19 protein-coding genes are annotated in these 18,531 nt (G+C 69.0%); 14 read left to right on the top strand and 5 right to left on the bottom strand.

Annotated features, from left to right (window positions below):
* The first annotated feature begins 18 nt into the window (after nt 1-18).
* From tsf to F0U44_RS08145, 7 genes are all read left to right on the top strand, one after another.
* Entirely contained in the window at nt 19-828 is an 810-nt protein-coding gene (gene tsf / locus F0U44_RS08175) for a translation elongation factor Ts (protein ID WP_149727823.1), read from the top strand.
* A gap of 156 nt (nt 829-984) precedes the next feature.
* Nucleotides 985-2,169, top strand: a complete 1,185-nt coding sequence (locus tag F0U44_RS08170; RefSeq protein ID WP_149727822.1) for an SHOCT domain-containing protein — start codon at nt 985-987, stop codon at nt 2,167-2,169.
* 1 nt (nt 2,170) lies between these two features.
* Nucleotides 2,171-3,445: a TFIIB-type zinc ribbon-containing protein gene (locus tag F0U44_RS08165; protein ID WP_149727821.1), complete on the top strand. Its 1,275-nt coding sequence runs from the start codon at nt 2,171-2,173 to the stop codon at nt 3,443-3,445.
* Complete coding sequence (locus tag F0U44_RS08160; protein ID WP_149727820.1) at nt 3,442-3,723, top strand: hypothetical protein; 282 nt, start codon at nt 3,442-3,444, stop codon at nt 3,721-3,723. Before F0U44_RS08165 ends, F0U44_RS08160 begins: the two co-directional genes overlap by 4 nt.
* A gap of 34 nt (nt 3,724-3,757) precedes the next feature.
* Entirely contained in the window at nt 3,758-4,471 is a 714-nt protein-coding gene (pyrH, locus tag F0U44_RS08155; RefSeq protein WP_149727819.1) for a UMP kinase, read from the top strand.
* A 53-nt stretch (nt 4,472-4,524) separates the two neighbouring features.
* A complete protein-coding gene (gene frr / locus F0U44_RS08150) occupies nt 4,525-5,079 on the top strand; it encodes a ribosome recycling factor (protein ID WP_246160470.1) in 555 nt (184 codons plus the stop codon).
* A gap of 22 nt (nt 5,080-5,101) precedes the next feature.
* Nucleotides 5,102-5,995, top strand: coding sequence for a phosphatidate cytidylyltransferase (locus F0U44_RS08145; protein WP_149727817.1), 894 nt, complete (start codon nt 5,102-5,104; stop codon nt 5,993-5,995).
* A 9-nt stretch (nt 5,996-6,004) separates the two neighbouring features.
* On the opposite strand, the gene F0U44_RS08140 is transcribed toward F0U44_RS08145, so the two are convergent.
* On the bottom strand, nt 6,005-6,532 hold the full coding sequence (locus F0U44_RS08140; RefSeq protein ID WP_188113391.1) for a glycosyltransferase: 528 nt from the start codon (nt 6,530-6,532) through the stop codon (nt 6,005-6,007).
* Nucleotides 6,533-6,698: 166 nt separating this feature from the next.
* On the opposite strand from F0U44_RS08140, the gene F0U44_RS08135 reads away from it, so the two are divergent.
* Nucleotides 6,699-7,127, top strand: coding sequence for a hypothetical protein (locus F0U44_RS08135; RefSeq protein WP_246160384.1), 429 nt, complete (start codon nt 6,699-6,701; stop codon nt 7,125-7,127).
* Between the two features lie 7 nt (nt 7,128-7,134).
* On the top strand, nt 7,135-8,268 hold the full coding sequence (gene rlmN / locus F0U44_RS08130) for a dual-specificity RNA methyltransferase RlmN (RefSeq protein ID WP_149727815.1): 1,134 nt from the start codon (nt 7,135-7,137) through the stop codon (nt 8,266-8,268).
* Nucleotides 8,269-8,312: 44 nt separating this feature from the next.
* Here the strand turns inward: rlmN and F0U44_RS08125 are convergent, their stop codons facing one another.
* On the bottom strand, nt 8,313-10,013 hold the full coding sequence (locus F0U44_RS08125) for a TIGR03767 family metallophosphoesterase (protein ID WP_223163625.1): 1,701 nt from the start codon (nt 10,011-10,013) through the stop codon (nt 8,313-8,315).
* A gap of 130 nt (nt 10,014-10,143) precedes the next feature.
* Between F0U44_RS08125 and F0U44_RS08120 the strand changes: the two genes are divergently transcribed.
* Nucleotides 10,144-11,265, top strand: a complete 1,122-nt coding sequence (locus F0U44_RS08120; protein ID WP_149727814.1) for a glycosyltransferase family 4 protein — start codon at nt 10,144-10,146, stop codon at nt 11,263-11,265.
* On the opposite strand, the gene F0U44_RS08115 is transcribed toward F0U44_RS08120, so the two are convergent.
* A complete protein-coding gene (locus tag F0U44_RS08115; protein WP_223163624.1) occupies nt 11,234-12,100 on the bottom strand; it encodes an LOG family protein in 867 nt (288 codons plus the stop codon). The two genes, F0U44_RS08120 and F0U44_RS08115, sit on opposite strands and share 32 nt — an antisense overlap.
* Complete coding sequence (locus tag F0U44_RS08110) at nt 12,097-12,801, bottom strand: winged helix-turn-helix transcriptional regulator (RefSeq protein WP_149727812.1); 705 nt, start codon at nt 12,799-12,801, stop codon at nt 12,097-12,099. The genes F0U44_RS08115 and F0U44_RS08110 overlap by 4 nt, the downstream gene beginning before the upstream one ends.
* 103 nt (nt 12,802-12,904) lie before the next feature.
* On the opposite strand from F0U44_RS08110, the gene F0U44_RS08105 reads away from it, so the two are divergent.
* Nucleotides 12,905-14,077: an acyl-CoA dehydrogenase family protein gene (locus tag F0U44_RS08105; protein WP_149727811.1), complete on the top strand. Its 1,173-nt coding sequence runs from the start codon at nt 12,905-12,907 to the stop codon at nt 14,075-14,077.
* 49 nt (nt 14,078-14,126) lie between these two features.
* Nucleotides 14,127-15,446, top strand: a complete 1,320-nt coding sequence (locus F0U44_RS08100) for a choice-of-anchor P family protein (RefSeq protein WP_149727810.1) — start codon at nt 14,127-14,129, stop codon at nt 15,444-15,446.
* Nucleotides 15,447-15,454: 8 nt separating this feature from the next.
* On the opposite strand, the gene F0U44_RS08095 is transcribed toward F0U44_RS08100, so the two are convergent.
* Nucleotides 15,455-16,348, bottom strand: a complete 894-nt coding sequence (locus tag F0U44_RS08095) for a serine protein kinase RIO (RefSeq protein ID WP_149727809.1) — start codon at nt 16,346-16,348, stop codon at nt 15,455-15,457.
* Nucleotides 16,349-16,535: 187 nt separating this feature from the next.
* Here F0U44_RS08095 and F0U44_RS08090 point away from each other — a divergent pair, with 187 nt between their 5' ends.
* Nucleotides 16,536-17,966, top strand: coding sequence for a M1 family metallopeptidase (locus F0U44_RS08090; RefSeq protein ID WP_149727808.1), 1,431 nt, complete (start codon nt 16,536-16,538; stop codon nt 17,964-17,966).
* A 59-nt stretch (nt 17,967-18,025) separates the two neighbouring features.
* A complete protein-coding gene (locus tag F0U44_RS08085; RefSeq protein WP_149727807.1) occupies nt 18,026-18,523 on the top strand; it encodes a MarR family winged helix-turn-helix transcriptional regulator in 498 nt (165 codons plus the stop codon).
* Nucleotides 18,524-18,531 lie beyond the last annotated feature (8 nt).

The raw sequence follows: 18,531 nt of genomic DNA, 5'->3' as shown, positions 1-18,531 counted from the left end.
AGATCCGAGGGAGGATCCATGGCATTCACCGCTGCCGACGTCAAGAAGCTCCGTGAGCTGACCCAGGCCGGGATGATGGACTGCAAGAAGGCGCTCGACGAGACCGACGGCGACTTCGACAAGGCCGTCGAGCTGCTTCGCGTCAAGGGCGAGGCCAAGATGAACGCTCGTGCCGCTGAGCGCGACGCGTCCGCCGGTCTGGTCGCTGCTTCGGGCAGCGCCCTGATCAGCCTCAAGTCCGAGACGGACTTCGTCGCGAAGAACGAGGCGTTCGTCAACGCCGCCCAGGCGATCGCCGACGCGGCCAACGCCAACAAGATCGGCGACGCCGAGGCCCTCAAGGCCGTGTCGCTGGGCGACAAGACCGTCGGCGAGACGGTCGACGACCTGGCGCGCACCATCGGCGAGAAGATCGAGCTCGGCGAGGTGGCCTACTTCGAGGGTGCGACCACGGTCTACCTGCACAAGAAGGCGACCGACCTTCCCCCGGCTCTCGGCGTGCTCGTTGAGTACGAAGGTGACGAGGCTGCCGCCAAGCAGGCCGCTCAGCAGGCTGCGGCGCTCAAGGCGCAGTACCTCACCAGCGACCAGGTGCCGGCAGATGTCGTCGCGGCTGAGAAGGACGTGCTGACCAAGAAGACGCTCGAGGAGGGCAAGCCCGAGGCTGCCGTCGCCAAGATCGTCGAGGGTCGCATCAACGCGTTCTTCAAGGAGATCGTCCTGCTCGACCAGGAGTCGGTCTTCGAGTCGAAGAAGTCCGTCAAGCAGGTCCTGGATGCCGCTGGCACCTCGGTGACCCGCTTCGCGCGCTTCGAGGTCGGCACCTGACGCCCCCTCGCACCACTTGATCGAAGGCCGGTCCCACATCCGTGGGGCCGGCCTTCGGCATTTTAGGTTTGAGGCCTTCGGCAGTCGGATAGTTTCTCTGACGCGCACGACGCACTTTCGCGAGCGTGCCTCTCGTCAGGTGAAGGAGCAACGCAGGTGGGACTCATCCAGGCCGCTATCGGTTCGATCGGCGGCACTCTCGCTGACCAGTGGGTCGACTTCTTCACCGTTCCCGACGGCATCAGCCCGACGGCGGCGATCTTCCCCGCCGTCAAGAAGGGCGACAACGCCGGCCGCGGGAGCAACACCCAGGGATCCGACGGCGTCATCACCAACGGGTCGAAGTTCGTCGTCCCCGAGGGCTACGGCCTGGTCCTGCTCGAGGACGGCGGCTTCACCGGCTTCGCCGCCGAGCCCGGCGCCTACGAGTGGAAGTCCGACGAGCCCGCGTCGCAGTCGATCTTCACGGGCGGTGGCTTGGTCGACTCCGTCATCAAGCAGAGCTGGGAGCGCTTCAAGTTCGGCGGCCGTCCTTCGACGCAGCAGAACGCGCTCTTCGTCTGCCTCAAGGAGCTGCCCAACAACAAGTTCGGCACCCAGTCGGAGATCTACTGGGACGACGCGTTCCTCAACACCCAGGTCGGCGCGATCACGCGCGGCACCTACACGCTGAAGATCACCGACCCGCTGACCTTCATCCGCAACTTCGTCCCGGCCAACATCATCTCCGGCCGCGGCGTCTTCGACTTCACCGACATGGACAACCCCGCCGGTGAGCAGCTCTTCAACGAGGTCGTCGGCTCGCTGGCGCCAGCCTTCTCGATGTACACGAACGACCCTGCCAAGGGCAACCGCATCGCCAAGCTCCAGCAGGACTCCATCGGCTTCGCGCAGTCGCTCTCGGCCGCTGTCGAGCAGAACTACCAGTGGAAGACCGGGCGCGGGCTCGAGATCTTCAAGACCGCGATCATCTCGATCGAGTACGACGCCAACACCCGTGAGCTGCTGAAGAACGTCCAGCGCGCAGACGCCCTGTCCGGTGCCCGCGGCAACTCCAACCTGCAGGCCTCGGTCGCCGCAGGTTTCGAGGCGGCTGGTGAGAACGCCGGTCCCGGCGGACTGATCGGGATGGGCATGGCCGCTGGTGGCGCGGGCATCGGTGGCCTGCAGCAGCCGGTCGCCCAGCCGGCTCCTCCGGCCCCGGCCGCACCTGCGGCACCGGCAGCCCCTGCTGCGGAGGACCCGATGGCGGTCCTCACCAAGGCCAAGGCGATGCTCGACGCAGGTCTCATCACGCAGGAGGACTACGACGCGGCCAAGGCAAAGGCGCTCGGTCTCTGAGATGACGCAGGAGCCCACTGACGCCGCCCCGCCGCCGCCCCCGCAGCAGCCGACCTTCGACGGTCCGCCCCTGTCGCTGGAGGAGGAGCTCGCTGCGGCGAAGGCCGAGCCCGAGGCCGGGCCGAGCATCGAGACGATCAACGAGTCGCTGAAGGACGGGCTCAACAAGTGCCCGAAGTGCGGCTCGACCGACGTGAGCCTGCGGGGCTCCACCGGCCAGCTCGTCTGCCACTTCTGCCGCCACGAGTGGCAGGAGGCGCGGGTCGAGGAGCAGTTCGGTCTCGGTGACGGCATCGACTCGCTCGAGGGCACGGTCATCGCGAGCGGCGCGAAGGACATCCAAGCCGATGCGGCCGACATGCTCACCTTCAAGTGCGAGGCGTGCGGCGCGGAGGTCGTGGTCGATACGGCCCACGCGCTCAATGCCCGGTGCCACTGGTGCCGGCACACGCTCAACGTCAACCAGCAGATCCCCAACGGGGCCGTGCCCGACGCCGTACTCCCGTTCAAGCTGACCAGGGAGGAGGCGATCGAGAAGATCCGCGAGTTCGCCTCCAAGCGGCGGCTTTTCGCCCACCGGCAGTTCAAGAAGGAGTTCGTGCCGGAGAACGTCCTCGGCGTCTACATGCCCTACCTGGTCATCGACGCCCGGGCCGAGTCGCACTACTGGGGCAAGGGCGAGGTCCAGACGAGGCGTTGGACCGAGAAGCACGGCGACAACAACGTCACCTACTACGCCGCCGACGTCTATCAGGTGGCTCGCCAGGTGAGCTTCACCGTCGATGACCTGACGGTCGAGGGATCCGCAGAACGACTCGACTTCAACGGCGCCAAGACCAACAACATCATCAACACGATCCTGCCGTTCGACACCAAGAACGCGGTGCAGTGGAACTCCAGCTACCTGGTGGGCTTCACCAGCGAGAAGCGTGACGTCAACGTCGAGGCGATGAAGCCGGTCCTCGAGGACCAGCTGCTCTCGATCGGCCGTTCGCAGGTGCGCGGCTCGCTCGACAAGTTCGGGCGCGGCGTGCGCTGGGAGCAGGAGAAGGTCGACGTCGGCGGGTCCCGCTGGGTGTCGATGTATCTCCCGGTGTGGCTCTACTCCTTCCAGCAGGAGAGCAACAAGATGCTCCACTACATCGCGGTCAACGCCCGGACCGGCGAGACCATGGGCAGCATCCCGGTCTCGCAGCCCAAGCTGCTCCTCGCAGCATTCACGGTCGGCACCTTCCTCGAAGGCATCGCCGGCGCGATCTTGGTGGCGGCCTCATGACGATCGACCTGATCCAGCTACTGGCCCAGTCCAGCGACAGCAACCCGGTCTGGTTGCTGGCCGCGGGGCCGGCGGGCGGCGCAGCGACCTACTGGGCCTTCTGGCGCTACTACCGCAACACCGACAAGTCCCACCAGTTCGAGCGCGACACCATCATCGCTGCGCAGCCGGTCCAGGGGGGCGAGGAGAAGGTCGACCACATCTCCAAGACCCGTGACTCCGACATCGACGGTGACAACAGCAACAACCACCGTCAGCGGGTCCAGCGGATCGTTTGAACAGACGAGGTGACTGCCCGGTAGGGTCGCCTGCGTGACGGGTTACAAGCGCGTGCTTCTGAAGCTGTCCGGTGAGGTCTTCGGCGGCGGGAAGCTCGGTGTCGACCCCGATGTCGTCCAGGGCGTCGCCAAGGAGATCGCCTCGGTGGTCGAGTCCGGCACCCAGATCGCGGTCGTCATCGGTGGTGGCAACTTCTTCCGCGGTGCCGAGCTGCAGCAGCGCGGCATGGACCGGGCGCGGGCCGACTACATGGGCATGCTCGGCATCGTCATGAACTGCCTGGCGCTCCAGGACTTCCTCGAGAAGCTCGGCATCGACACCCGGGTCCAGAGCGCGATCACGATGGGCCAGGTCGCCGAGCCCTACATCCCGCGCCGCGCGATCCGTCACATGGAGAAGGGGCGGGTCGTCATCTTCGGCGCCGGCATGGGCATGCCCTACTTCTCCACCGACACCGTGGCAGTCCAGCGGGCCCTCGAGAGCAAGTGCGACGTCGTGCTGGTGGCCAAGAGCGGGGTCGACGGTGTCTACAGCGCCGACCCGCACGTCGACCCGACGGCGACCAAGTACGACGAGGTCACCTACGACGAGGCGATCGTCCAGGGCCTGCGGATCATGGACCAGACCGCGTTCGCGCTGTGTGGCGAGAACAAGCTGCCGATGGTCGTCTTCGGCATGGAGCCGGAGGGCAACATCCTCCGGGTCGTGCAAGGTGAGAAGATCGGCACGCTCGTCAGCGCCGGCTGACCTCGCCGGATCTCGACAAGCTCGATCAACGAAGGACGAAGGGGCACTAGATGATCAACGACATCCTCAACGAGGCCGACGGCAAGATGGACAAGTCGGTCGGCGCGACCCGTGAGGAGTTCGCGACCATCCGGGCAGGTCGGGCCCACCCGAGCATGTTCAGCAAGATCATGGTCGACTACTACGGCTCCCCGACGCCGATCCAGCAGCTCGCGTCGTTCACCGCCCCCGAGGCGCGGATCATCCTGGTCCAGCCCTTCGACGTGGGCGCCATGGGCAACGTGGAGAAGGCCATCCGTGACTCCGACCTCGGCATCAACCCGGCCAACGACGGCAAGGTCTTGCGCTGCGTCTTCCCCGAGCTGACCGAGGAGCGCCGCAAGGAGTTCATCAAGCTGGCCAAGGAGAAGGCCGAGGGCGGCAAGATCGCTGTCCGTCAGGTCCGCCAGAAGGCCAAGCAGAACCTCGAGCGCCTCGAGAAGGACGGCGAGGCCGGCAAGGACGACGTCGCCGGGGCCGAGAAGCGCCTCGACGGCATCACCAAGCAGCACACGGACGCCATCGACGACCTCCTCAAGGCCAAGGAAGCCGAGCTCCTCGAGGTCTGAGCCTCGAAGGAGACAACCGTCGATGACCGACATCACCCCGCCGGCCGCCGCTGCGCCGGAAGCCCCGAAGAAGGACCACGGCCGCGCCGGCCGCGACCTCAAGGCCGCGGTCGCCTCGGCCGTCGTACTGCTGGCCGCGATCGGCACCTCGCTGTACTTCTGGAAGCCGGCCTTCATGGTGATCGTCGCCGTGGCGGTGGTCGTCGCGGTCTGGGAGCTGCGCAAGGGCATGCTCGCCAAGGACATCGACCTGCCCGAGCAGCCGTTGATGGTCGGCGGTGTCGTCATGGTCGTCGTCGCCTACACCTCGGGTGCGGCGGCGCTGGTCACCGCGACCGCGGTGACCTCGCTCGCGATCATGTTGTGGCTGCTGCGCCGCGGCGTCGACGGCTACGTCAAGAACGCCACCGCATCGGTCTTCACCCTCGTCTACCTGCCGTTCCTGGGCTCGTTCGTCGCCCTGATGCTGGCCGAGGGCGGTGAGACGTGGACCGGCGGCGGGTTCGACGACGACGGCGTCGCCGGCATCCTCACCTTCATCCTCGTGACGATCGCCTCGGACATCGGTGGCTACATCGCGGGCGTGCTGTTCGGCAAGCACCCGATGGCGCCGGTGATCTCCCCGAAGAAGTCGTGGGAGGGGTTTGCCGGATCCCTCATCGCGTGCCTCGGTGCGGGCTGGGCGCTGGTCGTCTACCTGCTCGACGGCGACTGGTGGGTCGGGCTGTGCCTCGGCCTGATCGCGGTCGTGATGGCCACCCTGGGCGACCTCTGCGAGTCGGTGATCAAGCGCGACCTCGGCATCAAGGACATGAGCCAGGTGATCCCGGGCCACGGTGGCCTGATGGACCGGCTCGACTCGCTGCTGGCCACGATCGCCCCGATCTGGCTGCTGCTCCACTACGCCGTCTTCTAGTCCCCACTGTCAGGCGCCGTGCGCTGAGGCGCGTGCCGCCGCCAGCGCGATCCCGCTGGCCGGCTCCGGCGGAACAGTGAGTACGTCGACCATCGCATCGGCGATCGACAGCACCGTGTCGCCGTAGGCCACCACATCGGCCAGGACCGCGCGCAGGCCCGGCAGATCGCGGGCGACGACGGGCACGCCGGAGGCGAGCGCCTCGAGCGCTGCCGCGCAGTGGTCGGCTGAGCTCGGGAGGTGGACGAAGCCGGCGGCTGCTGCGATCAACCGCGAAAGGTCCGCGTCGCTGACGTCGCCCAGGACGACGGGGGAGACCCCGAGCTCCCAGGCTCGCTCGACGAACTCCGCCCCGTAGTCGGTGGGGACGTCGGCCCGCCACCCCGCAACGACCAGGCGCACGCCCGCCAGGGCCCGTCGCTCCTGGAGCATGGCGGCGTAGGCCTCGAGCAGCTCGATGCTGCCGAGCTCAGGTGCGATCCCGCCGACGGCCAGCAGGTAGCTCCCGTAGCGTCTGGGGTCGACTGTCGTGCTCACGGCGGATTCCTCCCGAGATAGATCCAGATCCGCTCACTACTGCAACGGTAGGTCGACGGCCGCGGCCGGGGATCCTCCGATCGGTCATTTCCGCGGTGGCCGATGGGTGGGCGATGGGCTCAGGATCAGGCTGATGCCTGCCCGGGCGGCTACCCTTGAAGGCAACATGGAGCAGGCAGTGGAGACCCCGGGGCCCGCCGCGAGCGACCCCGTCGAGGTCGACGCGGCGCTCGACGTCGTGGTCAGCGACCGCGATGCCGACGGCGACTCCGAGAAGACCTCGCGACGGCCCGACTGGTGGCACCGTGACCACCCGGTCTTCGTGCCGCTCGCCGGCTTCTTCACCGGCATGGTCTTCATCATCGTCGTGCCGGGCGCCTACGGAGCGATCCTCAAGAGCGTCGTGGGCTACAAGCGCGCCGAGGACCTCTTCCCGTTCGTGCTCCTGACCCTCGTCGTGCCGATCGCCCTGCTGGCTCCGCGCCACACGCGGAGGTTCGGCCGCTACATGCTCTTCGGGGTGGTGGCGACCGCGATCGTAGTGGTCGGCGTCGCTCTCGGCGTGCTGTGGTTCCTCATCAACCGCGATCGGTGACCGCTCAGTGACCAGTCCTGAAGAGCCCATCCGACTGCCGCTCGTGCTCGCGGAGCCGAAGGGCCGCAAGAAGCCCCCGCCGCACCTCGCCGACCTCGATGCCGAGGAGCGCAAGGCGCGCCTTGTCGAGCTGGGGCTTCCGGGCTTCCGGGCCAAGCAGCTGTCGACCCACTACTTCGCACGCCTGGCCGACGACCCGGCCCAGATGACCGACCTGCCGGCGGCCCAGCGCGACGAGCTGGTCTCCGCGCTGCTGCCGCACCTGATGACGCCGCTGCGCACGCTCGAGGCTGACCGCGGCACGACCCGCAAGACGCTGTGGCGGCTCTTCGACGGAGCGCTGGTCGAGTCGGTGCTGATGCGCTACCCGGGGCGCGTGACCATGTGCGTGTCCAGCCAGGCCGGCTGCGGCATGGCCTGCCCGTTCTGCGCCACCGGCCAGGGCGGCCTCCAGCGCAACATGTCGACCGCGGAGATCGTCGAGCAGGTGCTCGCGGGGGCGCGGGCGCTGGCGCGCGACGAGGTGCCGGGCGGCACCGGTCGCGTCAACAACGTCGTGTTCATGGGCATGGGTGAGCCCCTCGCCAACTACAAGGCCGTCATCGGCGCCGTCCGCCGGCTCACCGACGACGCCCCTGACGGCTACGGCATGTCGGCCCGCGGCATCACGGTCTCGACCGTCGGCCTGGTGCCCCGCATCCGCCAGCTGGCCGACGAGGGCATCCCGGTGACGCTGGCGCTCAGCCTGCACGCGCCCGACGACGAGCTGCGCAACGAGCTGGTGCCGATCAACACCCGCTTCTCCGTGGCCGAGACCGTCGAGGCGGCCTGGTCCTACGCGGAGAAGACCAAGCGCCGCGTCTCGATTGAGTACGCCATGATGCGCGGCATCAACGACCAGGCGTGGCGGGCCGACCTGCTCGGCGACGTCCTGACGTCGTACGGCGACTGGGGCTGGGTCCACGTCAACCTGATCCCGCTCAACCCCACGCCGGGGTCGAAGTGGACCGCGTCCGACCCGGCCGACGAGCGCGAGTTCGTGCGCCGTCTCGAGGCCAAGGGCGTCCCGACCACGGTGCGCGACACCCGGGGTCGGGAGATCGACGGGGCGTGCGGCCAGTTGGCCGCCGCCCCCGACTAGAGCCTCGGTTTCGAGGCTCGCTTCGCTCGCACCTCAACCAGCGGCTACGCCAGCGGGTTGTCGATCAGCAGCTCGGTGTTGCGGTCGAGCGGCGACCCGGTCGACGCCGCCAGGTTGTTCTGCGGGTCGTTGACCGACAGCTCGCGGCTGAGCGACGCGAGGACCAGGGTGTTGCCGATCCGGCCGTTGAAGTCGAGCGGTCCGCCGTGGTCGAGGACCGTGGTCATGATCGACCAGGTGCCGTCGGCGTTGTCGACCACCTCGATGATCCGCGCCTGCTGCGGGTAGTCGATGTGCGAGGCGGTGTTGATCTCCCAGAAGCCGCCCGTGCCGGCAGCGTTGGGGTGAGCGGTGATCTTGTTGACGTGCGTGTGGCCGTTGACCCACGCGATGACGTGCTGCTGGGTGAGCAGGTAGTCCACGACGTCGCCACCGAGCACGCGCGGGAGCTGGGGGTCGCCTCCGGTGAGGATGAGCGGGTTGGACATCGACGAGCTCGTGTGGTGGCTGTAGACGATGACCGCCTTGCCGGTGGCCGCCTCGATCGTCGCCTTCAGCCAGGTGAACTGCTCGCCGTCGAGCGACCCGTCCGCGTAGCCGTTGGGGTTGACGGAGTCCATCACGACGTGACGGATGGTGCCCTCATCGAAGTAGTAGTAGGCGGTGCCGTCGTCGACGTTGGCCTGCGTGAAGCCGTGACCCGCCGGCAGGCCCGTGGTGACGAAGTGCTCCTCCACGATCTCCTTGCGGGTCAGGTTGTGGCGGTTCTTGTCGCGCGTGACCAGTCGGACGGTCGGTGAGACGCTCAGGTCGCCGACGAGGCCGAGCACGTCGCCTGCGGTCAGCGCGTCGATCACCTCGGTGTCACTGAGGCCGACCGGCGGCGAGATCACCTTCAGCGCCGACACCGCCAAGGTGTTGAGCTGGAGCGTGTGCGGGAAGTTGCCCTGCACGAGACCGTCGTGGTTGCCGAAGACGCTGTACCAGGGGATGTCGAGTCCCGCAGCGGTGAACGGGCGGCGGCACGCGTTGAGCAGGTTGTTGACCGTGGGGAAACCGTGCTCGGTCTTGTACTTGTCCGCCTTCTCCTTGAGCGGGACGGGGTGCGGGTGCCAGTAGTCCGTGTCGTAGTAGGTCTTGTTGTTGTCCATGACGCCCTCGTAGGTCGTCAGCTTCCCGCTGTCGGGACGGACGGACCCGCCGTCCATGATGTCGATGTACCAGCGGGTCTCGTTGTACTGGCAGTTGTCGGAGTTGTCGCCGGTCTCGATGGTGAACGCGAAGTCGAGCCCGGTCACGGGCCCCTTCTTCTGCGCGTTGACCGCCTGGACCATGGCGTCGGCCACGTGGGCGGTGAGCATCTCCTGGGGGCGGTAGGACGACGACAGCAGCCCCGGCGTCTCGAACCGGTCGAGCCACTCGACGCGGGCCGGCGACTGGTGGTCGACGACGTGCATGTCGCTGAACTGGACGAAGGCCTGCAGCCCGACTCTGCGCGTGTCGCGGCCGGACTGAGCGGCGACGCCGAGGTCGGTGCGCACCAGGCGTACCTCGCCGGGGCCCTGGACGATCTTCGAGTAGCCCAGCGCGTTGGGTGGCCCCGGTTGGAGCGTCCGCGTGAGCGTGGTGCGGGCGGCGACGGCGGCGCGAGAGGAGCCGGGCAAGGCGACGCCGTTGACTGCTGCGGCCGCCACACCTCCTCCGAGCAGGCCGGCGCGCATGAGGTCGCGTCGTGACAGCTTCACGGGGCTCCAACGATCCGGGAGTGACTTAGGTCACGCGTCCTGCAAGGTTGTGACAGACGTTCATCCTGAGGTCACTGGGACCTCGCGTCGGGTCGCCTTCGCGTTGGTTCGGATCCCTAGCGTCAGCCCCATGAAGCTCCGGGTCCTCATCGTCTCCGAGTCGTTCCTCCCGCAGATCAACGGCGTGACCAACTCCGTACGGCGGGTGCTCGAGCATCTCGCCGCCGAGGGGCACGAGGCCGAGCTCATCGCGCCGACCGGCCCCGACGTCTACGCCGGATTCCGCGTGACCCGTGCCCGCGGCGCCAACCTGCCCTTCTACAAGGACTTCCGTATCGGACTCGAGACGCAGCGCCGGCTGCGCGCCGCGATGGTCCGCTTTCGCCCCGACGTGGTCCACATCGCCTCGCCGGCGACCCTCGGCTACCAGGCAGCCCGGGCGGCTGGCGAGCTCGGCATCCCGACGGTCGCGATCTACCAGACCGACCTGGTCGGCTTCGCGGATCGCTACGACTTCCCGGGCGGAGCGCGCGCGGCGGCGGCGCTGACGCGCAAGATCCACCTGCAGGTCGACCGGACGCTCGCCCCGTCGACCGCGAGCATGACCCAGCTCCTCGATCTCGGCGTCCCCGGCCTCGAGCGGTGGGGCCGCGGCGTCGACCTCCACGCGTTCCACCCGCGCCACCGCGACGAGGAGCTGCGTCGTGCGCTGGCGCCCGGAAAGCTGCTCGTCGGGTACGTCGGTCGGCTCGCCGCTGAGAAGGAGCTGGAGCTCCTCACGCACATCTCGAGCGACAACCGGTTCGGCCTCGTCATCGTCGGCGCCGGCCCCGAGGAGGAGCGGTTGCGCGCGCTGCTCCCGGACGCGCACTTCCTCGGCCTGCTGCACGGCAGGGACCTGAGCCGTGCCTACGCCTCGCTCGACGTGTTCGTCCACACCGGCCGCCACGAGACGTTCTGCCAGTCGGCGCAGGAGGCCCTGGCGTCGGCGGTGCCGGTGGTCGCCCCCGCGCAGGGCGGCCCGCTCGACGTGGTCTGCGACGGCTTCACCGGGCTGCTCTACGAGCCGGGTGACGGCGACGCGATGGCCGCCGCCGTCGACCGGCTCGTCAGCGACCGGGGAATGCGTGAGCGGCTGCGTGCGGCAGCGGTCCGGAGCGTGCAGGAGCGGTCGTGGTCATCGATCAACGAGCAGCTCGTCGGCCACTACCGCGCCGTGATCACCGAGCGTCCGGAGCTGATGGTCGGCTGACCGGTGGTCGGTTGAGGAGCGCCGCGGCCTCGTCGACGGTGTCGACGAGGTGCACGTGGTCCTCCATCGCCCGACCGCGGGCAAGGGCCGTGAGCAGCTGCCAGGCAGGGAGGGTCTCGGTCCAGTACCGCCTGCCCACCAGCACCATCGGCGCGACCTTGTCCCCGGTCGCGTAGTAGTTCTCGCAGGCATCTTGGAAGATCTCCTGCACAGTGCCGCCCGCGCCGGGCAGGAAGACGATGCCGGCGTCGCAGATCATCAGCAGGATCGCCTCGCGCTGGGCGTTCCTGAAGTACTTCGCGATCGAGGTCGCGAACACGTTGGGCGGCTCGTGCCCGTAGAACCAGGTCGGCACGCCGAGGTTGGGGCTCGGCGTCGGACAGAGCGCGCGGGCGCGCCAGGCAGCGTCGACCCAGGCGTCGACCGACGGCCGGAAGCTCGGCACCTCGGCCAGGACGCCGAGGGCCTCGTCCACCGCGGCGTCGTCCGCCTCGGCCAGCGAAGCACCCAGGTTGGCTGCCTCCATCGCGCCGGGGCCGCCGCCGGTGGCGACCGTGTGCGTGGCACCGAGCGTTCGTCCCAGGCGGGTCGCGTCGGCGTACTCCTGACTGCCGCGTTCGGCGGCGTGGCCGCCCATCACCCCGACGAGCTTCCGCGGGTCGCACCATCGCCCGAGCGCCTGGTCGATGCTCTCGTCGTGGAGGGCACGGGTCAGCAGCGCGTCGGGGGAGCGGTCCTCCGAGGACCACTGATAGGCGCGCGCGTCGCTCGAGGTGGAGTACGGCGTCGCGTCGTAGAGCTCCTCGGGCCGGTAGAGGCCGTCGCGGCTCCTCACGAACCCGTGCGCGCCGCGCGGTCGGCGCGCTCGCGGGTCACCTCGGCCCAGGGGCTCCACAGGAACCAGCGGGGGAGGGCCGCGACCAGACGGGGTGCTCCGGTCACCTCGATGCGTCCCTCGTCGACCGCCTCGTGCCACTTCCGGTAGCCCTGGAAGACGTCGGCGAAGTCGTCGGTCGAGGCGGCCGCGACCACGTCGACCTCGAAGCCGGGGTGCTGGTGGCAGACCGAGACGTCGCTGCGGTCGAGGATGAGCCAGATCGTCTGCGGCGTCGGCGCCGTGTGCCGGAACTCCACGACCGTTCGGACCGGCGGGAGCTTGTCGCGGTCGACCCGGCGGTGCATCCACCACATGAGGGTCGTCGGCGGCACGTCGTGGGGACGAATCTCGTCGAAGAGCCATTCGATCGCCCATCGCCCGAGCGCGTCGATGACCCGGTGGAGGTCCTGGCCGGCGGGGGTCAGGTGATATTCGTTCCCACGGCCCGTCGGCGACGGCCAGGTCTGGATGACTCCCTTGTTCTCCAGGTGACGCAGCCGCTGCACGAGGAGGGAGCGCGACATGCCGGGCATCGCTCGCGCGATGTCGTTGAACCGGGTGTTGCCGAGCACGAGCTCGCGGATCACGAGCGGGGTCCAGCGGTCGGCGACGACCTCGGCCGCCAGCTGCACCGCGCAGAAGTCTCCGTAGTCGGGCATGACGGCAGGATCGCAGAGGCCTGGGTCGGTAGTCACGAATTTGGACCAGGTAGGTCACGATCTTGGACTAGTTGCGGATGTCGCCCGGGCCCACAGTGGACCCATGACCGCAACCATCGCCCCCGCCACCGGCTCCAGCGCCGACTCCAGCGCCGACTCCGCCCCCAGCCCGGCCGCCCGCGCGGCGGCGATCGGGCCGGCGATCGCCCAGCACGCGGCCCGCCACGACCGCGAAGGCACCTTCGTCACCGAGGCCTACGACGAGCTCCGCGCAGCCGGCCTCCTCAAGGCCGCCGTGCCGGTCGAACTCGGTGGCGACGGTGCGACCGTCGCCGAGCTGACGGCTCTGCAGCGCGAGCTGGGCCACCACTGCGGATCGACGGCTCTGGCGAGCTCGATGCACCAGCACGTCGTGGCGTTCACGGCCTGGCGCTACCGCCGGGGCCTGCCCGGCGCCGAGGCGACGCTGCGTCGGGTCGCGGACGAGGGCATCCTGCTCGTCTCGACCGGCGGAGGGGACTACACGCATCCCCACGGTGAGGCCGTGAAGGTCGACGGCGGCTACCGGGTCTCGGGGCACAAGCGGTTCGCGAGCCAGTCGAGCCACGGCACCGTGCTCTCGACGATGTTCGTCCTCGACGACCCCGAGCAGGGCCAGCGGGTGCTCAACGTCCCGGTGCCCGTCGCCGCCGACGGGGTGACCGTTGCCGACAACTGGAACACGATGGGCATGCGCGGCACCGCGAGCAACGACGTCGTCATCAAGGACGTGTTCGTTCCCGATGAGCGGGTCCTCGCGAATCGCCCGTACGGCGTCGTGGACCCGCCGCTCCAGGTCATCTCCGAGATCGCCTTCCCGATCGTCAGCGGGGCCTACCTCGGGATCGCCGAGGGCGCGGCCGCCGCCGCCATCGCGGCAGCGGGCAGCAAGGCCGAGAGCCCTCTGGTCCAGCGTCAGGTCGGTCGGGTGCGCCAGCTGCTCCAGGTCGCGTCGTGGGCGCTGGACGGAGCTATCGGGGCCGTCGGTGACGACCCACAGCCCTCGCACGAGACCTACCTCGCGGTGATGGCCGCGAAGGCCCAGGTCGCCGAGGCGGTCATCGAGGTCTGCGACCTCGCGATGGACCTCGCCGGCGGACCTGCGTTCTTCAAGGGTTCGGTGGTGGAGCGCGCCTACCGCGACGTCCGTGCGATCAAGTTCCACCCGCTCACGCCGGAGGCCACCCTGGTCGAGCTGGGGCGGCACGCGCTCGGTATCACCGGCATCCTGCGCTAAGTGGGGCCTTCCTACCCATCCGGTCTAGTCCGGGGTTAGGTTTGGCTCCATGCTCCCCACATCTCGGATCGGTTCGTCCCTGCTCGCCCTCGTCACGGGCGCCGCGATCTTCCTCGGCCCCCTCGCCCCGGCCGCCCCAGCTGCGCCGGTGACCCCGACCCGCGCGGCAGCGGAGGGCGACACCGAACCGGTCTTCCACGCGGTCAGCGGCGGCACCCGGATCAACGTCGCCGGGGTGGTCCGTTCCGAGCTGACCGCAGCGAGCACGATGCGGGTGAAGACAGCGCCACGTCAGACCGGCAACAAGACGGCCGGCGTCAACCTGCTCCACGGGCTCGTCAAGGCCGAAGGGGTCGAGACCTCCCAGAAGACCACGCGGAAGCTCGGCGGCGGCATCACGGTCACGTCCGAGGCGAAGCTGGCCGACGTCCGCCTGCTCAACGGTGCGATCACCGTCAAGGCGATCGTGACCACGGCGAGCGCGACGATCGATGCCAACGGGGAGGTCTCGCGCAAGGGTCGCACCAAGCTCGTCGGTCTGCGGGTGGCGGACCACCACATCCCGCTGGTGGTTCCGAAGAACTTCGGGCTGGAGATCCCCGGCGTCGCCTCGATCGTGCTCAACCGGGTGCGCGGCCAGATCGGTGGCGACGCGCTCATCAAGTCCGAGGCGACGGGCATCGCCGTCACGCTGCTCGAGCCGCGTGATGGGCTCAGCGCCGGCGCGAGCATCGAGGTGACGCCGACCAAGGCCAGCATCTTGCTGCCGAAGCCGATCAACGGCGACCCGGCGTTCGGGTTCGCCTACTCCTCACGCGTCGCGGTGCACGCCGGTGACGCGGTCAACGTCATGTCCGCCCCGACCGGGATCGTGATCTGCCCGGCAGGCGGCACCAACGGCGTCGAGCTGACCAATGCGACCACCCGCGCCCGGCTCCCCGGAGTCGTCGACGTCCAGGGCCTGGCCAACACCGCCGACGCGGTCGTCACCAACCGGCTGACCGACGGCAAGATGATCGCCCACATCGGTGCGGTCAACCTCCTCGGTGGTGCGATCACCCTCGACGCCATCACCGCGACGTCACGTGTCATCCAGAAGGGTGATCGCCGTGCCAAGAAGCGTGCCCACGCGGAGATCCTCGGCCTCGTCATCGGCGGCAACCCGATCCCGGTCGGCGTCGAGCCCAACACGGTGATCGAGATCCCCGGGCTGGTGAAGGTGATCATCAACGAGCAGACGCGGCTGCCCTTCCCCTACAACGGCCGGGCCGTTCGCGCGCTGCACGTGATCGCCCTGCCCGGCGCCCCCGACGACATCGCCGGCATCGACATCGAGATCGGCGTCGCCGCCGCCTGGGTCAACCGCTGACCGAGTCGTCAGAAGGCGTGGGCCATCAGGTCGCCGAACAGGTCCTGGGCGTCGACCGGTAGCCCACGTCGGGCGAACCACTCGCAGACGTTGGTGCAGTCCCGCAGCAGGAAGTCGAAACCGGCGGCGTTGCCGACCAGGTCGACGACCTGGGGGAGGTCGATGATCACGAGCCGGTCGCCCGCGGCCAAGATGTTGTAGGGCGACAGGTCTCCGTGCACGAGGCCGGCTTGGACGAGCGTGCCGAGTGCCTCACGCAGCTGGTCGAAGTACGACGCCAGGAGGGCTGGCTCGGGGCGGGTCTGGGCCAGCCGAGGCGCGCTGTCGCCGTCGACGGTGATCCACTCCATCAACAGCTCGGTGCCGTCGATCTGCACGGGGTAGGGGACCGGCAGGCCCAGCTGCCAGCAACGAACGAGTGCCGACCACTCCGAGACGGCCCACTCGCCCGCCGCAACCTCCCGGCCGAAGGTGCTCTTGCGCTTGAGGGCGCGCTCGTCGCGCGACCGTTTCATGCTGCGCCCCTCCGTGTAGGTCGCTGACCGGTGGAAGGACCGGTGCTCGGGGGCGCGGTAGCGCTTGGCCGCCATCACGACGGACCGGGTCGGGTCGTGCGGGTCGGCCCGCTCGAGCAGGAAGACGTCGGCCTCCTTGCCGGTCTTCAGGATGCCGAGCTCGGTGTCGATCGCGCCTTGGGAGGTGACGACCCAGTCGGGCCGAGGCTCGGGGCCACGGCTGAGCGGCTCGACATCGAGCCAGGTGGACCATCGTTGGCCCGGGCCGAGCTCGTCGTAGGCGACGAAGTCGAAGACGAACCGGGGGTCGAGCGGGTCGGACGGGGTCGGCTCGATCGCCGGGAAGGTGCCGGTCTCAGCCGGCGTGGAGGGGTGCTCCAGAAACATGGTGGTGGGTGCTCCGATGAGAGGTGAAATGGTCTGCGGACAGGCCAAGGACAGTCGTGGACATGTCACGCTCCTCTCGATCGGCACCCGCGCGGATCGCGCAGGTCGCGCAGCCATGGTCGCGTCGACGGCGCGGATGGCGCAACGGATTTAAGGACGGTGCCCGGTGCCGGGTTAGGTTGTCCGCGTGCTGCGTCGCTCTCGGATCTCCACGTCCACCCCGCTCATCGCCCTGCTGCTTGCGGTGGCCCTCACCAGCCCGCTTGCCAGCAGCGCAGGTGCCGGGCCTGCTCCGGAGCTGCCGGATCCCTACTACCCGGCCGACGGTGCGCCGGGGCTCGACGTCCTCCACTACGACGTCCACGACCGCTACCGGTTCAGCGACCGATTCGTGTCGGGTGTGACAACGGTGCGGCTCAAGCCGGACGCCGAGGCCGCGAGCTTCAGTCTCGACCTGCTCCTCAAGGTCGACTCGGTCAAGGTCGACGGTGTCGAGGCCGAGTTCGACAAGCCCGACGCTCATGAGCTGGTCATCACGCCGGCGGATCCCCTCACCGCCAGCGACCCGGTCGACGTCACCGTCCGCTATCACGGCTTCCCGCAGCGCATCAGTTGGCAGGGCGAGAGCAACTGGCTCGCCGACGGCCACGAGGTCGTCACCATGAACGAGCCGCACATGGCGGCCTGGTGGTTCCCGAGCAACGACCACCCCAGCGACAAGGCGCGCTTCGACATCCGGATCACCACGGGCAAGGACCGCGAGGTCGTCAGCAACGGCGTGCGGGTCGAGCGCACGGTCAACGGCAAGCGGGCGACGACCCACTGGCGGATGAGCGACCCGATGGCGACGTACCTCGCCTTCTTCGCCGCGGGTGACTTCGTCATCGAGAAGGGCAAGGCGCACGGCCTGCGCTACTACAACGCGGTCTCGCGCCAGCTCGGCCTGGCCGACCGGCAGCGCGCGCTCTTCGCCCTGCGCAAGTCGGCGAAGGTCACCGCCTGGCTCCAAGACGAGCTCGGCGACTACCCGTTCGCCAGCACCGGCGGTGTGGTGACGAGCCTCGATGTCGGCTTCGCGCTGGAGAACCAGAGCCGGCCGACCTACGGCAGCTGGATCTACGGCGGCGTCGTGGTGCACGAGCTGGCCCACCAGTGGTTCGGCGACGCGGTCTCGGTCGCGCGCTGGCAGGACATCTGGCTCAACGAGGGTTTCGCGACCTACATGGAGCTGCGCTGGACCGAGGCGCACGGCGGGCGCTCGACGAGCGCGTCCCTGCATCAGCAATATCGCGACAGCCGGGAGGACGACAGCTTCTGGTCCCTCGACATCGCCGACCCTTGTGCCGGGCAGAGCCCGTGCGACTGGCGCAAGCTCTTCGCGTCCGCCGTCTACGAGCGTGGCTCGATGGCACTCGCCGCACTGCGCAACGTCATCGGCACCGACGACTTCCGCAAGCTGCTGCGCCGTTGGGTCTCGCTGCACGGGGGTGGCAACGCCACCGTCGAGGAGTTCGAGGCGTTGGCCGAGGAGGTGTCGGGTGACGAGCTCGACGTCTTCTTCCAGGCCTGGCTCAGCGCAGACACCGCGCCCCCGAACACTGCGGCCTACGGTCTCTAGGTCCGATTCGACGGGACCTGCAGCGCGGTGCCCCTCGGGGGGCCTAGGGTGCCTTACTGATGCTGCCCTTCGACCCCATCGACGAAGCCTCGCGCCAGTGGACCAAGCGCTGGGACGCCGCCGACGCCATGCACGCCGTGACCTCGCTGATGCGCGTGCAGCAGCTGGTGCTCGCTCGCCTCGACTCGCTGCTCCGTCCGCACGGCCTGTCCTTCGCGCGCTACGAGGCGCTGGTCCTCCTCGTCTTCTCCTCACGTGGCTCGCTGCCGCTGGGGAAGATGGGGGAGCGGCTGCAGGTGCACCCGACGTCGGTCACCTCGATCGTCCGCAGGCTCGAGGCCAGCGGGCTGATCGTCCGGGTGCCGCACCCCGAGGACGGTCGCGCGGTGCTGGCCGAGATCACCCCCGCGGGCCGCGCGCTCGTCGAGAGGGCGACCGCCGACCTGGTGGCGGCAGGCTTCGCTCTCGACGACCTCGACCAGGCGCAGCACAACGCGTTGTCCGAGCTGCTGCGTCCGGTCCGGGCCGCGGCCGGTGACTACGACCCCGACTCCTAGACTCTGCT

The organism is Nocardioides humilatus (genome assembly GCF_008373755.1).
GTDB lineage: Bacteria > Actinomycetota > Actinomycetes > Propionibacteriales > Nocardioidaceae > Nocardioides > Nocardioides humilatus.
Note: the sequence above shows the minus strand (reverse complement) of the source record. Positions and strands in the feature narration are given on the sequence as shown.

Bases quoted from the DNA above. Each gene is read 5' to 3' on its own strand.
- tsf (WP_149727823.1), top strand. From the start codon at position 19: ATGGCATTCACCGCTGCCGACGTCAAGAAGCTCCGTGAGCTGACCCAG.
- F0U44_RS08165 (WP_149727821.1), top strand. From the start codon at position 2,171: ATGACGCAGGAGCCCACTGACGCCGCCCCGCCGCCGCCCCCGCAGCAG.
- F0U44_RS08160 (WP_149727820.1), top strand. From the start codon at position 3,442: ATGACGATCGACCTGATCCAGCTACTGGCCCAGTCCAGCGACAGCAAC.
- F0U44_RS08145 (WP_149727817.1), top strand. From the start codon at position 5,102: ATGACCGACATCACCCCGCCGGCCGCCGCTGCGCCGGAAGCCCCGAAG.
- F0U44_RS08135 (WP_246160384.1), top strand. From the start codon at position 6,699: ATGGAGCAGGCAGTGGAGACCCCGGGGCCCGCCGCGAGCGACCCCGTC.
- F0U44_RS08120 (WP_149727814.1), top strand. From the start codon at position 10,144: ATGAAGCTCCGGGTCCTCATCGTCTCCGAGTCGTTCCTCCCGCAGATC.
- F0U44_RS08110 (WP_149727812.1), bottom strand. From the start codon at position 12,801: ATGCCCGACTACGGAGACTTCTGCGCGGTGCAGCTGGCGGCCGAGGTC.
- F0U44_RS08105 (WP_149727811.1), top strand. From the start codon at position 12,905: ATGACCGCAACCATCGCCCCCGCCACCGGCTCCAGCGCCGACTCCAGC.
- F0U44_RS08100 (WP_149727810.1), top strand. From the start codon at position 14,127: ATGCTCCCCACATCTCGGATCGGTTCGTCCCTGCTCGCCCTCGTCACG.
- F0U44_RS08095 (WP_149727809.1), bottom strand. From the start codon at position 16,348: ATGTTTCTGGAGCACCCCTCCACGCCGGCTGAGACCGGCACCTTCCCG.
- F0U44_RS08085 (WP_149727807.1), top strand. From the start codon at position 18,026: ATGCTGCCCTTCGACCCCATCGACGAAGCCTCGCGCCAGTGGACCAAG.